Below are 15,254 nucleotides of genomic sequence, written 5' to 3' on the forward strand. Positions count from 1 at the left end.
AAAACTCTATTTAATATATTTATAGAGAAAAACGTAGGAACTTTTCCTGCGTATTTTTTTTGCAAAAAAGATTAATCCCCCAAATACTATTCTCCTAATAATCAGGATTGACCATAAACCTTCACAAGGGAACAAAGTAACCTTTGTATACGAAGATTTTCTTTCGAGCTTATTTTTTATGAATTTTTGACAATCTCTTGAACTGTGCGAAATGTCACATCTGTATTTTACAACCTCTCTTATAGTAAGGGTATGTAAGAGAGACGTATTAAGGGAGTGAACAGTATGAAGAAGAAACCTTCAGCACTAATGAGACGTTTAAAATATTTTTCACCAATAGATCGTTATAACGATAATCATACACAAGAAACATATGAAGATCGCGAATGGGAGAAGGTGTACAGAAAGCGTTGGCAACATGATAAAGTAATCCGCTCTACACACGGTGTGAACTGTACTGGTTCTTGTAGCTGGAACATTTATGTGAAAGATGGAATTGTAACGTGGGAAGGGCAAGAGCTTAACTATCCAACGACAGGTCCTGATATGCCTGATTTTGAACCACGAGGATGTCCGCGTGGAGCAAGTTTTTCTTGGTACATTTATAGCCCGCTTCGTGTGAAATATCCATACGTACGTGGTGTTCTTTGGAGTATGTGGCAAGAGGAATTACAAAATAATGAGTCACCATTAGATGCTTGGAAAAGCATTGTGGAAAACCCTGAAAAAGCACGTACGTATAAGCAGGCGCGTGGTAAAGGGGGATTCATTCGTGCGAATTGGGATGAAGTGTTACAACTCGTTTCTGCTTCTTTACTTTACACAGTAATTAAATATGGTCCAGACCGAAATGTTGGTTTTTCGCCAATTCCAGCTATGTCGATGTTAAGTCATGCTGCTGGTAGCCGTTTTATGCAACTTATGGGTGGACCAATGCTTAGTTTCTATGATTGGTATGCAGATTTACCACCAGCTTCTCCGCAAATTTGGGGTGATCAAACTGATGTACCAGAAAGTAGTGACTGGTACAACTCTGGTTACATTATGACATGGGGTTCAAATGTACCGATGACGAGAACACCAGATGCACACTTTTTAGCTGAGGTTCGATATAAAGGAACGAAAGTCGTTTCTGTAAGTCCTGATTTCGCTGAATCTACAAAGTTTGCGGATGATTGGATTAGTGTGAAACAAGGTACAGACGGTGCACTTGCGATGGCAATGGGGCACGTGATCTTACAAGAATTTTACGTAGATAATCAAGTGGAATACTTCACAAAGTATGCGAAGCAATATACTGATTTTCCTTTCTTCGTTACATTGAAACAAAAAGGAGATCAATTCGTCGCTGATCGTTTCTTAAATGCTACTGATATTGGACGTGAAACAAAGTTAGGAGAATGGAAGCCTGTTCTTTGGAACGAGAACACGAAAGATTTTGCAACACCTCACGGCACAATGGGGTCACGTTGGGATAATGAAAAGAAATGGAATTTACGTTTAGAAGATGAACAAACAGGTGAAAAGATTGATCCACGTCTTTCTTTACTTGGAATGGAAGACACTGTTGGAACGGTACAAATTCCGTACTTCTCAGATGAGGGAAATAAAGTATTGGAACGTACAATTCCAGTGAAAAAAATTATGACAGAAGAAGGCGAAGTGTTCGTTACAACTGTATACGACTTAACGTTAGCAAATTACGGTGTGAACCGAGGACTCGGTGGACAAGAACCGAAAGATTTCAATGATGACGTACCGTTTACACCTGCATGGCAAGAGAAAATGACAGGAGTGAAACGAGAGCTTATTATTCAAATCGCTCGTGAGTTTGCACAAAACGCAGTTGATACGGATGGGCGCTCGATGATTATTGTAGGGGCCGGTATTAATCACTGGTTTAATTCTGATACGATTTATCGCGCAGTTTTAAATCTTGTTCTTCTCGTCGGGGCACAAGGTGTAAACGGCGGCGGTTGGGCGCATTATGTTGGGCAAGAAAAATTACGACCAGCAGAAGGATGGCAAACAATCGCGATGGCAAAAGATTGGCAAGGGCCACCGAAATTACAAAACGGTACATCTTTCTTCTATTTCGTAACAGATCAATGGCGTTATGAAGATACACCGGTTGGACATTTAGCATCACCAATTGAGGGCAACTCTCGTTATCAACATCATGGTGATTACAATGTATTGGCAGCACGACTTGGTTGGTTACCTTCCTATCCAACATTCGAGAAGAATGGAATTGAATTATATAAAGAAGCTGTTGCTGCTGGTGCAACAACGCAAGAAGAAATCGGAAAATACGTTGCACAAAAACTAAAAGAAAAAGAACTAAAATTTGCGATTGAAGATCCAGATAATAAAAACAACTTCCCGCGCAACTTATTCGTATGGCGTGCCAACTTAATTTCAAGTTCTGGTAAAGGCCACGAATATTTCTTAAAACATTTATTAGGCACAACAAATGGATTAATGAATGACGATAGTGATTCATTACGACCAGAAGAAATTAAGTGGCATGAAGAAGCACCAGAAGGGAAGCTTGATCTACTCATTAATTTAGATTTCCGTATGGCTGGAACAGCGCTCTATTCTGATATCGTCTTACCTGCTTCAACTTGGTATGAAAAGCACGATTTAAGCAGTACGGATATGCATCCATTTGTGCATCCATTTAATCCAGCAATCGGTTCACCATGGGAAGCACGCTCTGACTGGGATATTTTCACTTCACTTTCTAAAGCTGTGTCAGATTTAGCGAAGAAAATTGATCTTGAACCAATGAAAGAAGTTGTTGCAACGCCACTTCTTCACGATACACCGCAAGAATTAGCGCAACCACTTGGCAAGATTAAAGACTGGAGCAAAGGTGAGTGTGAACCGATCCCAGGTAAAACGATGCCGCAAATTCATGTTGTTGAAAGGGATTATAAAACGATTTATGACAAAATGACTGCGCTAGGACCAAATGCCGGAAAACAACCGATTGGTACGAAAGGGATTTCTTGGTCTGCAGAAAAAGAGTATGAGCAATTAAAGAGCCGATTAGGAGTTGTTCGAACGGATTCTATTGCGAGAGGTTGCCCAGACATAAAAGAAGCAATCAATGCTGCTGAGGCGGTATTAACACTTTCTTCTACAACAAATGGTCATATGGCTGTAAAGGCATGGGAAGCACTTGAAAAACAAACAGATCTAAAATTACGTGATTTAGCAGAAGAACGTGAAGAAGAATGCTTCACATTCGAACAAATTACAGCACAGCCTAAAACAGTAATTACTTCTCCGGCCTTTACAGGTTCTGAAAAAGGTGGACGACGTTACTCACCGTTTACAACAAATGTGGAACGTCTTATCCCTTGGAGAACGATAACTGGTCGACAATCTTTCTACTTAGACCATGACATGATGAAAGAATTTGGTGAAACGATGGCAACATTTAAACCAATTCTGCAACATAAACCTTTCCGTAAATCTAGACCTGAAGTAGAAGGAAAAGAAATTACACTAAACTATTTAACACCGCATAATAAGTGGTCGATTCACAGTATGTATTTCGATTCATTACCGATGTTAACGCTGTTTAGAGGTGGTCCAACTGTTTGGATGAATAAAGAGGACGCTGCTGAAGCTGGTGTTGCAGATAATGATTGGATTGAGTGCTTTAACCGTAACGGTGTTGTTGTAGCGCGTGCTGTCGTAACACACCGTATACCGAGAGGAATGGCGTTTATGCACCATGCACAAGATCGCCACATTAACGTGCCTGGTACGAAATTAACAAGCACCCGCGGGGGAACGCATAATAGTCCAACCCGTATTCATGTTAAACCAACACATATGATTGGTGGATATGGCCAATTAAGCTATGGATTTAACTATTATGGTCCGACTGGGAACCAGCGTGACTTAAATGTTGTAATCCGTAAACTGAAGGAGGTAGATTGGCTTGAAGATTAAAGCACAAGTCGGAATGGTAATGAACCTAGATAAATGCATCGGCTGCCATACTTGTAGCGTAACATGCAAAAACACCTGGACAAATCGTCCAGGTGCTGAATATATGTACTTCAATAACGTAGAAACGAAACCTGGAATTGGTTATCCGAAACAATGGGAAGATCAAGAGAAATATAAAGGCGGCTGGGAATTGAAAAATGGTGAAATTCAGCTGAAATCCGGTTCGAAAATGAAACGCCTTATGAATATTTTCCACAATCCAGATCAGCCAACAATCGATGATTACTTTGAACCTTGGAACTATGATTATGAAACATTAACAAATAGCCCGCAACGTAAGCATCAACCAGTTGCTCGTCCGAAATCGGCAATTACAGGCGAATTTATCGACAAAATTGAATGGGGTCCAAACTGGGAAGATGATTTAGCTGGTGGACATATAACAGGATTGCAAGATCCGAACGTAAAGAAAATGGAAGAAGAAATTAAAACAGATTTTGAAAATGTCTTTATGATGTATTTACCACGCATATGCGAACATTGTATGAATCCATCTTGCGTATCTTCTTGTCCATCTGGTGCGATGTATAAACGTGAAGAAGATGGGATTGTTCTTGTGGATCAAAATGCATGTCGTGCTTGGAGGTTCTGCGTATCTTCTTGTCCATATAAAAAAGTGTATTTTAACTGGCAAACGAATAAAGCAGAAAAATGTACAATGTGTTTCCCACGTATTGAAGCTGGTATGCCAACGATTTGTTCGGAAACATGTGTAGGACGTATTCGATATATTGGGGTAATGCTATATGACGCTGACAAAGTGAAAGAAGCAGCTTCTGTTGAAGATGAAAAAGATTTATATGAATCTCAGCTTACTGTTTTCCTAGATCCAAATGATCCAGAAGTAGCAGCTGAAGCGAAAAAACAAGGCATTCCTGAAGAATGGATTAAAGCAGCACAAGAGTCACCAATCTATAAAATGATTATCGATTGGAAAATTGCTCTTCCTCTTCATCCAGAGTACCGTACAATGCCAATGGTTTGGTATATCCCGCCACTTAGCCCAATTATGAATATGGTGGAAGGGAAAGGAAGTAACTGGCAAGCAGAAGAGATTTTCCCTGCTATTGATAATATGCGTATTCCGATTCAATATTTAGCGAATTTACTCACTGCAGGAGATGAATCACATATTCGTCTTACATTGAAAAAAATGGCTGTTATGCGAACGCATATGAGAGCATTGCAAATTAATAAAGAACCAAATGAAGCTGTATTAAAAGAGCTTGGATTAACGAGACAGGATGTAGAAGATATGTATCGTCTTCTTGCTATTGCGAAATATAAAGATCGCTTCGTCATTCCAACGTCTCACCGCGAACAAGTTGCAGATTTATATAGCGAACAAGGAAGCTGTGGCCTTTCCTTCACAGGTGGCCCAGGCTCTTGCACGACAATTTCTTAAATAAAGGGGGCAGAAAATTATGAAACAAAGTTTACAAACTGCTTTTTCTTGTTCTTCTTTTCTTCTCTCCTATCCGGAACTTGGGTGGGGAGAAGCTTTAACTGAATTACAAGAAGAGATTGAAGCGATTGAACAGGAAGACGTTAAAGTAGCACTTACAGCATTTATAAAACAAGCACTAGATAAAACGAATGATCAATTAATTGATTGTTACGTATATACATTCGATTTTGGTAAAAAGACAAATATGTATCTTACTTATATGAACACCGGTGAACAAAGAGAAAGAGGGATTGAATTATTAGAGCTAAAACAGCATTATAAAAAATCTGGTTTTGAAGTAACAGATAAAGAACTACCTGATTATTTACCGCTATTACTTGAGTTTTTTGCAAATGCAAATGAGCAAGATAGTGAACCAATTATGAGTAAATACAAGGAAAATATACAAGCATTGCACGTTCAATTAAAAGACGCAAATAGTATGTATGAACCAATTCTTGCAGCTGTTCTCCTCGCTATCGATGCATGGGGTGTACAGACAAATTAGAAAGGAGAGTTGTCAAAATGATGGATCAATTTCTATGGGTATTGCTTCCCTATATCATTTTTGCAATCTTTATCGGTGGACATATTTTCAGATACAACTATGATCAATTTGGATGGACATCGAAATCTAGTGAACTATTAGAGAAGAAAATGCTCCGAATCGGAAGTCTGTTATTCCACTTTGGGATCATGTTCGTCATTGGTGGTCATGTTATGGGGATTTTAATTCCAGAGTCTGTATACCGTTCAATAGGTATTTCTGAGCATATGTATCATGTAGTAGCAATTAGTTTCGGGCTTCCGGCAGGTGTTGCTTCTATCATCGGTTTAATTATATTAACGTACCGCCGTGTAACAGTAAAACGTATCATTGCAACGAGTACAAAGGGAGATTATATTGCGCTTATTTTATTACTTATCGTAATGCTAGCAGGACTTTCTTCAACCTTTTTAAATATCGACTCAAAAGGGTTTGATTATCGTACAACAATCGGTCCATGGTTCCGAAGTCTCTTTATTTTCCAACCAAAGATTGAATATATGACGGAAGTACCTGTATGGTTTAAAATTCATATTATTGCAGGGCTGGGGCTATTCGCAGTGTGGCCATTTACTAGACTTGTACATGTATTTAGTGCTCCAATTAAATACTTAAGCCGTAGTTATGTAATTTACAGAAGACGTATTCCTAATGAATTGAAAAAATAATACCGCTGTAAACGGATAAGAGTTAACAGCAAACATGAAACGAGGTCTAATGGAAGGCCTCGTCTTTTTTTAGGAAATAGCTGTATGCAAGAAAAAAAGATTAGCATCTAAATTAGATGCTAATCAATGCTACAAACAGAAGCAGAGCAATCTTCACAAGCAATTTCACATTTTAAAAACTGTAAATCGTGAATTGTAATCTTGCCTTTATGGATAGAAATTGTTCCTTGCTTTTTTAATTCATTTAACATTCGATTTACACTTTCGCGTGAAGTTGCACAGAAATTAGCAAGTTCTTGATTTGTTAATGGTAAATCGATGAGAATACCATTTTCCTTTAACACACCATAACTATTTGTCATTCGAATGAGAGTAGAATATAGGGCACCTTTTTTGCCGTGTAATACTAAATCTCGGAATTTCGTTTGCATTCTTCTTAAATGTTCACTAATCCATTTCATAAATTCAAATACAAGAGCGGGCTTTTGGAGTAATGCTTTTTCTAAGGTTTCACGTTTTATAACTCCTACTTCAACATCTTCAAGGCATTTTGAATTTAATAAATACTTTGCATTGTCCGTGAACAATGTTAATTCACCAATAATGTCGTATGCCGAACAAATACGAAGTGTTAATTCTTGCCCATCAGCACTTAGTTTACTAATTTGTACTTTTCCTGAGTGGATGATATAGAGTTCTGTTGCTTCCATACCTTCTTGAAAAATAAAACTTCCTTTTTTAATCTGCATTTTATATTCAACAGATGCAAGTAACTCCTTTAAATCTTGAGATAATGTCATACTGTTTGCCACAGCGATCACCTTTCTTATTTTAAGCAATACATTTCCTATTTTGAATGTAAGTATGATGAAAATGCAAGAGCTATTTTAAAAATAAATTGAAATTTCAATGACCGTAAGGGGAAGAGATTTTCAGTTTTTAGTTTGAAAAATTCAATAGACAAAGTGGATGAGATTAAAGATGTGAACAAAATTCGAACGGATTTGTGAAGAATTTTTGAATGGGGAAAGTAATGTGAGAAAAGTCACATTGAATATGTAGCTTCTTTTTTATAATGAAGGCAAATAAAAAAATTGAAAGCTTACTAAGGATTACAGCAGAAAAGAAGGGATATAGATGCACGAGAACATGAAAGATTCTTTAGAACGGCCACTTCAAGATTTACGTATTTCAGTTATTGACCGTTGTAATTTTAGGTGCACATACTGTATGCCAGCTGAAGTGTTCGGACCAGATTACGCTTTTTTACAGGAAGAGTTTTTATTAACGTTCGATGAAATAGAAAGATTGGCGAGATTATTTATAAGTATGGGAGTGGAAAAAATTAGGCTTACTGGCGGTGAACCTTTGTTGCGTAAAGATTTACCGAAGTTAATTGCAAGACTTGCAAAGCTAGAAGGCTTAAAAGATATTGGACTCACAACAAACGGTATTCATTTAGCAAAACAAGCAAGGGCGTTAAAAGAAGCGGGATTAAAACGTGTAAATATTAGTTTAGATGCGATAGAGGATTGTGTCTTCAAAAAAATTAATGGACGAAACGTAAGCACAAAGCCTGTATTAAAAGGAATTGAAGAAGCAAAGAACGTAGGGTTAGAAGTAAAGGTAAATATGGTCGTAAAAAAAGGAATGAATGATAGTCAAATTCTTCATATGGCTCGTTACTTTAAAGAACAAGAAATTCAGCTCCGCTTTATAGAGTTTATGGATGTGGGCAGTACAAACGGCTGGAACTTTGAACAAGTTATTACGAAGGAAGAATTAATTGAGAAAATTAATCGTGTGTATCCAATTGAGCCTGTTAAGCCTCGTTACTTTGGAGAAGTTGCGAAATTGTATCGATATGTAGGGAGTAATGCAGAAGTTGGATTTATTACTTCTGTTTCTGAGTCATTTTGTTCTTCTTGTACGAGAGCCCGTATTTCGGCAGACGGTAAGTTTTTTACGTGCCTATTTGGAGCGAAAGGAACGGATTTGCGAACGCTTCTTCGAGAAAATATTTCTGACGCCTCATTATTAAAAATTTTACAACATACATGGCGATATAGAACAGATCGATATTCAGATGAAAGAACGGTTGAAAGTACAAGTAAACGTCCAAAAGTTGAAATGTCTTACATTGGTGGATAGTGAAAGGAGGATTTCTTATGCAAGAGCGTTATTCAAGACAAGTGTTGTTTTCTGGAATTGGTGAAATGGGACAAAGAAAAATAAGAGAAAAGCATGTGCTCCTAATCGGTGCGGGTGCACTAGGAGCTGCAAATGCAGAAGCTCTTGTTAGAATGGGAATTGGGAAATTGACAATTGCTGATCGTGACTACGTCGAATGGAGTAATTTACAACGGCAACAGTTATATACAGAAGAAGATGCACAGCAGTGCAAACCGAAAGCAATTGCAGCCGCAGAACATTTAAGAAAGATTAATTCTGAAGTGGAAATTGTACCAGTTGTAACGGATGTCACACTGCAAGAAATAAAAGAGTTAACAAAAGAAGTGGATCTCATATTAGATGCGACTGACAATTTTGATACGCGCCTACTTATAAATGACATTTCACAAAAAGAAAATATACCTTGGATATACGGTGGATGCATTGGAAGTTACGGTGTAACGTATACAATTCTTCCTAGAGAAACACCATGTTTTCGCTGCTTAATGGATCATCCTATGGGCGGAGCAACATGCGATACAGCAGGAATCATTCAGCCAGCTGTACAAATGGTCGTTGCTCATCAAGTAACAGAGGCGATGAAAATATTGGTGGATGATTTCGAGGCGCTAAGAGGGACAATGTTATCATTTGATATTTGGAACAATCAATATCTCTCATTAAAAGTAAATAGACAGAAGAAAAATACATGTCCATCTTGTGGAAATACACGCACGTATCCAAGTTTAACATTTGAAGCACAGATGAAAACGGAAGTGCTATGTGGACGGAATACGGTTCAAATCCGTCCAGGGATAAAACGTGTTCTTCATTTAGAGGAAGTTCAAAAACGATTACAAAAAAGTGTAAATGTCCAAAAAACGTCTTACTTACTATCATTTCTAATTGATGAATATCGTTTCGTTTTATTTACAGACGGTAGGGCATTTATTCATGGAACAAATGATGTGAAAATAGCAAAACGATTATACGCAAAATATATAGGCTGAATAGAAAGTGAGTTTCACTTTCCAAAAACGAGGTGAAAAAAGAATGTTATTAAAACGTAATCCAATTCCAGTGGCAGAAGCAGTTGCACGAGTAATGGAATATGCTTACCAGGGTGAAATAGAAAAGGTTTCTCTTATAGAAAGCTACGGTAGAACGCTTGGAGAAGATGTTATTGCAGATCATGATGTCCCGCATTTTGATCGCTCTCCGTACGACGGGTTTGCGATTCGAGCAGAAGATACGAAAGAAGCCAGTAGCAGTAACCCTATTCAGTTTGAAGTAATTGGTGAAATCGGAGCAGGTTTTGTTTTTACAGAAGAAGTGAAAGCATTTCAAGCTGTCCGTATTATGACAGGAGCCGCAATTCCAGCAGGGTGTAATGCTGTTGTTATGTTAGAGCTAACGGAAGGATTTGAAGAAAAAGAAAAGACTTATATGAAATTAAAACGCTCTTTCGCTTCTGGTGATAACATTTCTTTTAAAGGAGAAGATGTAAAGCAAAATGCTATCCTTGTGAAAAAAGGGACTGTTATTAACGCAGGGGTAGCAGCACTTCTTGCTACGTTTGGTTATAGTTCCGTACATGTTGTAAAACAGCCAGTCATTGGAATTGTAACGACAGGAAGTGAACTGCTCGAAGTACATGAACAATTAAAGCCAGGGAAGATTCGAAATAGTAACTCCTATATGGTAGCTGCTCAAATTGAACGAGCGGGCGGAGTTGTACAGTATTATGGGCAATTCGCTGACGATTTTGAGACGTGTTATAACACTGTGAAAAAAGCGATAAAAGAAGTTGATATATTAATTACAACTGGTGGCGTTTCAGTAGGAGACTATGATTATTTACCGGCTATTTATGAGAAATTACAAGCAAATGTACTTTTCAACAAAATAGCGATGCGACCAGGAAGTGTGACAACTGTAGCTGAGCTAGAAGGAAAACTATTATTTGGTCTATCTGGTAATCCTTCTGCTTGTTATGTCGGTTGTGAATTATATGTTCGACCAGTCATTGAAACATACTTGCATAAGAAAAATCCCCACTTATATCGTGCAGAAGCAATTTTACAGAAAGACTTTCCAAAAGCGAATCCATTTACTCGTTTTGTAAGAGGGAGAGTGGAATTTGTAGATGGCCAATTGAAAGTTACACCAGTCGGTTTAGATAAATCTAGTGCAATTTCTTCACTTGCAGAGACGAATGCATTTATCGTCCTGCCGGGAGGAACGAGAGGATTTGAAGCAGGGATAATTGTTTCGGTATTATTATTGGAATCGAACATGGGAAGTGAGTGGCCATGGGAAGAACCGCTTCGATCATACAAGTAATAGAAAAATAGATTGCTAATTTATACAAAGATAAGAGGTGCAAGATGACACATACGTATTATGAAGTAATTGATACACCTATTTCAATTGAAAGTGTTACTAGCAAAGTAATTCGGCATGAGTGTGGTGCGGTTACTACTTTTATTGGTACTGTTAGGGAATTTACGAAAGGACGTCGTACGCTTTATTTAGAGTATGTAGCTTATAAAACAATGGCGGAAAAACAACTTGAGAAAATTGGTACTGAAGTAGGAGAGAAATGGCCTGGGACATATGTGGCAATTACACATCGCATTGGTACATTGCAAATTTCTGATCTTGCGGTTGTTGTCGCTGTTTCTACACCACATCGGAAAGCGGCCTATGAGGCGAATGAATATATTATGGAGCGTATAAAACAAATTGTTCCGATTTGGAAGAAAGAGTTTTGGGAAGATGGTGAGTCATGGATAGGTGATCAGTTAGAGAAAATAGCATATGTAAATGGCGAGCCTGGAAAGAAGATGAGAATATGATTGAAGTATTATTATTTGCACATTTGCAAGAAGAAGTAAGCAAACCGGCCTTGCACATAGATTGTGAAAATATTACGGTTGCTGAACTAAAGGAAGTTCTGGTTAAGGAATATAACGTAGCAATTTCAAACGAGATTACGTTCGCCATAAATGAAGAGTATGCAAATGAGGATGACATCATTCAAACTGGCGATATTGTAGCGATGATTCCGCCAGTAAGTGGTGGTTGATTCTTTTCAGCCTAATCATGTTAGGACGTGATTAGGCTGGAGAGAATGAATATAACGATGAATACATAGGAGGGAACAGGATGAAAAGTCCTAATTTTCAATTAAGTTTACAAACTTCTAATCTAGTTATCGGTTTTATGGTATGGGTTATCTTATCATCATTAATGCCATATATTAAAGCGGATATTCCATTAACTGCGGGACAAATTTCTATGGTAACAGCAGTACCGGTTATTTTAGGTTCTATTCTTCGCATTCCAATTGGTTATTGGACGAATCGTTACGGAGCAAGAAAATTGTTCTTTATTAGTTTTATACTTTTATTATTCCCTGTCTTTTACATTAGTATTGCCAATTCTATGATGGATTTAATTATTGGTGGATTATTTGTAGGGATCGGTGGTGCTGTATTCTCTGTAGGAGTAACTTCTCTACCGAAATACTTCCCGAAAGAGAGTCACGGTTTTGTAAATGGTATTTACGGTGTCGGTAACGCCGGAACAGCAATTACTTCATTTTTAGCACCTGTAATTGCGACATCAGTTGGATGGAGAACGACAGTACAGTGTTATTTAGTTTTACTTGCAGCATTTGCACTTATGAACTTTTTATTAGGCGATCGTAAAGAAAAAAAGGTGAATACACCATTAATGGAACAAATAAAAGGTGTATATAAAAATGAAAAACTTTGGTTTTTATGTATCTTTTACTTTTTAACATTCGGATCATTCGTCGCATTTACAGTATATTTACCAAACTTTTTAGTGTCTCACTTCGGATTAGAGAAAGTAGATGCAGGCATGCGGACAGCTGGATTCATCGTATTAGCAACAATGATGCGCCCAATTGGTGGTTGGCTCGGTGATAAATTTAATCCATTTAAAATATTAATCTTCGTATTTATCGGTTTAACACTGTCTGGTATTGTTTTATCATTTATGCCTAGTATGAATGTGTATACATTTGGTTGCTTACTAGTTGCATTTTGTGCAGGTATTGGAAATGGAACAATCTTTAAGCTTGTTCCAATGTACTTCTCTGAGCAAGCAGGGATTGTAAATGGGGTTGTGTCAGCTTTAGGTGGACTAGGAGGGTTCTTCCCACCATTAATTTTAACATTACTATTCCAACTGACAGGTCATTATGCAATTGGATTTATGGCGTTATCAGAAGTCGCACTTGCTTGTTTAATCATTACAGTGTGGATGTATAGCCAAGAGAAATTGTTAGTGATGTTAAAGAATCATTAATAAGGAAAAAGAACCGTCCCAAAGTATATTGGGATGGTTCTTTTAGTAATAGGCTTCAACATGTTTTTATTGCTATCTCAACAAACGCTTGTTTTCTAAAAGAATGTGCTTTTAAAATGAAAAACAGAAGGTTTATGGAATTTTATGTTAAAATATAGATGTCAGAAGTTATTCAATTAAAGGGCTGGTTAGTTAAAGGAATCTTAAAATTTTTTCAAAGATCGAACTAATTTTTAGAATGCAAATATTTAATTGGATCGGGGTGCTTAGATGAAAAAACTATATAAGTCCACTAAGGATAAACAAGTATCAGGTGTATTGGGTGGCTTAAGCGACAAGTATGGAATTGATGTAAGTATCCTTCGCATAGTAACTGCATTATCAGCCTTTTTTACTAGTGGATTAACAGTGCTAATTTACATAATAGCTGCAATTGTTTTGCCTACAGATAAAGAAATTAAGGGATAAATTTATGAACTTAAATCTAATTCCACACAATCGGGAACTTTAATGGAACGAGTAGATAAAGGCACTCCGCCTCTTACACGTCTAGGGTACTAGAAAGGGGCTTCGATTTTGGTAGTAAGAATCCAACTGATTTTAGTCAGCTTGCCTCTTTAGGGGTGGGAGTGCATTGCTATCAAGCTAAGGTAACAAGGAAACAGTAAGAATTAGAATCAAAATAAGCTTAGATAACAGCTCTACTTGTCGATGACCTTCATTCTGTTCTGCACTACCGACAGCATTTGATGATTGTTTCTCTAGTCGAGAACTCAGTTTTTTGTCTATTGAAAGTTTCCAAAGTAAAAGCAACAGTACGATTGTTATAAGACTGAAATGAACAAACGAAAAATCCTCATAAAACATTCGGAATATATCGAGAACGAAAATAATAACTTTTGAATTAAACGATGACTATTAATCGCTAACGAATCGATAAATAGTCGCTCCTTTCTAAAAACTATATATTAATCTATATAAAAAATATATCAATAGATTGAGATGTTCCGAAATTTAAAAACATAGGACGGTATCTATAACAAGAAAAAACTTCATATTTTTTAGGGCCAGATTTTTGGGTAAGGCTAATGGATATTGTGAAAAAGTACACTTAAAATAAAGAATACAGTTTAGGTCGATAAGATAAAATTATGAATTTGTATAAATAATCCATAATTTTCTTTATAAGTCATATTTGATATGTTAAAGAAAAGAGAGGGGAGGGAAATGAAATGAGAATTTTTGATGCACATTTTCATATTATTGATTATAATTTTCCGATTATTGAGAACTAAGGATATTTTCCACCCAACTTTGTTGTAGAAGATTATCAGAATGAAACTCCTGATTTGAATGTAATTGGTGGAGTAATTGTATCTGGTTCTTTCCAAGGATTTGACCAAGAATATTTATTAAAGGCAATAAAACAATTGGGTTCAACATTTTGTGGCGTAACACAATTACCTTTTACAGTGACGGACGAAGAAATACTAAATTTAAATGAAAATGGGATAAAAGCATTACGTTTTAATATTAAAAGAGGTGGTTCAGAAGATTTATCGAAGCTGGATTACTTTGCTAGAAGAGTTCATGATTTAGTAGGATGGCATAGTGAGCTTTATATTGATGCAATAGAGTTGCCCGAAATTGCATCCACTATAGAAAAGTTACCAGCTATATCAATTGACCATTTAGGGTTATCAGAAGAAGGTTTAGCACATTTATTAAAACTAGTTGATAAAGGGGTACATGTGAAAGCTACTGGTTTTGGTCGTGTCGAATTAGATGTTGAGAATGCCTTAAAGTCGATTTATGAAGTTAACCCAGATGCACTTATGTTTGGAACAGATTTACCATCTACCAGAGCAAAAAGACCTTTTGAGTATGGAGATATCAAATTGATTCAACAGCTATTTGATGAACAAGCTACCGATAACATCCTGTATACGAATGCTTTTAAATGGTATTTTTGGTACCGTCAGGGGCTACATTTGAATTAAATGTGTCCATATTTAGTAAAGAGTTTAATCCAACTATAATATATTTAGAATGA

General features: G+C 36.9%; 12 protein-coding genes and 1 pseudogene. 12 read left to right on the forward strand and 1 reads right to left on the reverse strand.

All coding sequences use genetic code 11. The features are described 5' to 3' along the window. The first annotated feature begins 285 nt into the window (after nucleotides 1–285). Genes LUS72_RS10380 through narI form a run of 4 tightly spaced genes read left to right on the forward strand, consistent with a single transcriptional unit; the run spans nucleotide 286 to nucleotide 6,691 of the window. Complete coding sequence (locus LUS72_RS10380) at nucleotides 286–3,969, forward strand: nitrate reductase subunit alpha (RefSeq protein WP_097829648.1); 3,684 nt, start codon at nucleotides 286–288, stop codon at nucleotides 3,967–3,969. Beyond that, nucleotides 3,959–5,434, forward strand: a complete 1,476-nt coding sequence (narH, locus tag LUS72_RS10385) for a nitrate reductase subunit beta (RefSeq protein ID WP_097829647.1) — start codon at nucleotides 3,959–3,961, stop codon at nucleotides 5,432–5,434. Before LUS72_RS10380 ends, narH begins: the two co-directional genes overlap by 11 nt. A gap of 19 nt (nucleotides 5,435–5,453) precedes the next feature. Next, nucleotides 5,454–5,984, forward strand: coding sequence for a nitrate reductase molybdenum cofactor assembly chaperone (gene narJ / locus LUS72_RS10390; RefSeq protein ID WP_097829646.1), 531 nt, complete (start codon nucleotides 5,454–5,456; stop codon nucleotides 5,982–5,984). Between the two features lie 17 nt (nucleotides 5,985–6,001). Further along, on the forward strand, nucleotides 6,002–6,691 hold the full coding sequence (gene narI / locus LUS72_RS10395; protein WP_097829645.1) for a respiratory nitrate reductase subunit gamma: 690 nt from the start codon (nucleotides 6,002–6,004) through the stop codon (nucleotides 6,689–6,691). A gap of 119 nt (nucleotides 6,692–6,810) precedes the next feature. Here the strand turns inward: narI and LUS72_RS10400 are convergent, their stop codons facing one another. After that, entirely contained in the window at nucleotides 6,811–7,503 is a 693-nt protein-coding gene (locus LUS72_RS10400; RefSeq protein ID WP_000013863.1) for a Crp/Fnr family transcriptional regulator, read from the reverse strand. 325 nt (nucleotides 7,504–7,828) lie between these two features. Here LUS72_RS10400 and moaA point away from each other — a divergent pair, with 325 nt between their 5' ends. The 8 genes and pseudogenes from moaA to LUS72_RS10440 all read left to right on the forward strand — a co-directional run bounded on the left by moaA (nucleotide 7,829) and on the right by LUS72_RS10440 (nucleotide 15,201). Further along, complete coding sequence (gene moaA / locus LUS72_RS10405) at nucleotides 7,829–8,842, forward strand: GTP 3',8-cyclase MoaA (RefSeq protein WP_097829644.1); 1,014 nt, start codon at nucleotides 7,829–7,831, stop codon at nucleotides 8,840–8,842. Nucleotides 8,843–8,859: 17 nt separating this feature from the next. Beyond that, nucleotides 8,860–9,873, forward strand: coding sequence for a molybdopterin-synthase adenylyltransferase MoeB (locus LUS72_RS10410; protein ID WP_097829643.1), 1,014 nt, complete (start codon nucleotides 8,860–8,862; stop codon nucleotides 9,871–9,873). 43 nt (nucleotides 9,874–9,916) lie between these two features. Then, nucleotides 9,917–11,206, forward strand: a complete 1,290-nt coding sequence (gene glp, locus LUS72_RS10415) for a molybdopterin molybdotransferase MoeA (protein WP_097829642.1) — start codon at nucleotides 9,917–9,919, stop codon at nucleotides 11,204–11,206. 44 nt (nucleotides 11,207–11,250) lie between these two features. Then, nucleotides 11,251–11,721: a molybdenum cofactor biosynthesis protein MoaE gene (locus LUS72_RS10420; RefSeq protein ID WP_097829641.1), complete on the forward strand. Its 471-nt coding sequence runs from the start codon at nucleotides 11,251–11,253 to the stop codon at nucleotides 11,719–11,721. After that, entirely contained in the window at nucleotides 11,718–11,951 is a 234-nt protein-coding gene (gene moaD / locus LUS72_RS10425; protein ID WP_097829640.1) for a molybdopterin converting factor subunit 1, read from the forward strand. The genes LUS72_RS10420 and moaD overlap by 4 nt, the downstream gene beginning before the upstream one ends. 80 nt (nucleotides 11,952–12,031) lie before the next feature. Next, complete coding sequence (gene narK, locus LUS72_RS10430) at nucleotides 12,032–13,201, forward strand: nitrate transporter NarK (RefSeq protein WP_016126838.1); 1,170 nt, start codon at nucleotides 12,032–12,034, stop codon at nucleotides 13,199–13,201. 270 nt (nucleotides 13,202–13,471) lie between these two features. Continuing rightward, nucleotides 13,472–13,669 carry a PspC domain-containing protein gene (locus LUS72_RS10435; protein WP_097829639.1) on the forward strand — a complete coding sequence of 66 codons (198 nt, stop codon included), beginning with the start codon at nucleotides 13,472–13,474 and terminating at the stop codon, nucleotides 13,667–13,669. A 764-nt stretch (nucleotides 13,670–14,433) separates the two neighbouring features. Next, nucleotides 14,434–15,201, forward strand: a pseudogene (locus tag LUS72_RS10440) (amidohydrolase family protein). Nucleotides 15,202–15,254 lie beyond the last annotated feature (53 nt).

Origin of the sequence: Bacillus cereus (assembly GCF_025917685.1) — a bacterium.
Taxonomy (GTDB): Bacteria; Bacillota; Bacilli; order Bacillales; family Bacillaceae_G; genus Bacillus_A; species Bacillus_A cereus_AT.

Bases quoted from the DNA above. Each gene is read 5' to 3' on its own strand.
- narI (WP_097829645.1), top strand. From the start codon at position 6,002: ATGATGGATCAATTTCTATGGGTATTGCTTCCCTATATCATTTTTGCA.
- narK (WP_016126838.1), top strand. From the start codon at position 12,032: ATGAAAAGTCCTAATTTTCAATTAAGTTTACAAACTTCTAATCTAGTT.
- LUS72_RS10410 (WP_097829643.1), top strand. From the start codon at position 8,860: ATGCAAGAGCGTTATTCAAGACAAGTGTTGTTTTCTGGAATTGGTGAA.
- LUS72_RS10435 (WP_097829639.1), top strand. From the start codon at position 13,472: ATGAAAAAACTATATAAGTCCACTAAGGATAAACAAGTATCAGGTGTA.
- LUS72_RS10380 (WP_097829648.1), top strand. From the start codon at position 286: ATGAAGAAGAAACCTTCAGCACTAATGAGACGTTTAAAATATTTTTCA.
- moaD (WP_097829640.1), top strand. From the start codon at position 11,718: ATGATTGAAGTATTATTATTTGCACATTTGCAAGAAGAAGTAAGCAAA.
- narJ (WP_097829646.1), top strand. From the start codon at position 5,454: ATGAAACAAAGTTTACAAACTGCTTTTTCTTGTTCTTCTTTTCTTCTC.
- moaA (WP_097829644.1), top strand. From the start codon at position 7,829: ATGCACGAGAACATGAAAGATTCTTTAGAACGGCCACTTCAAGATTTA.
- LUS72_RS10420 (WP_097829641.1), top strand. From the start codon at position 11,251: ATGACACATACGTATTATGAAGTAATTGATACACCTATTTCAATTGAA.
- glp (WP_097829642.1), top strand. From the start codon at position 9,917: ATGTTATTAAAACGTAATCCAATTCCAGTGGCAGAAGCAGTTGCACGA.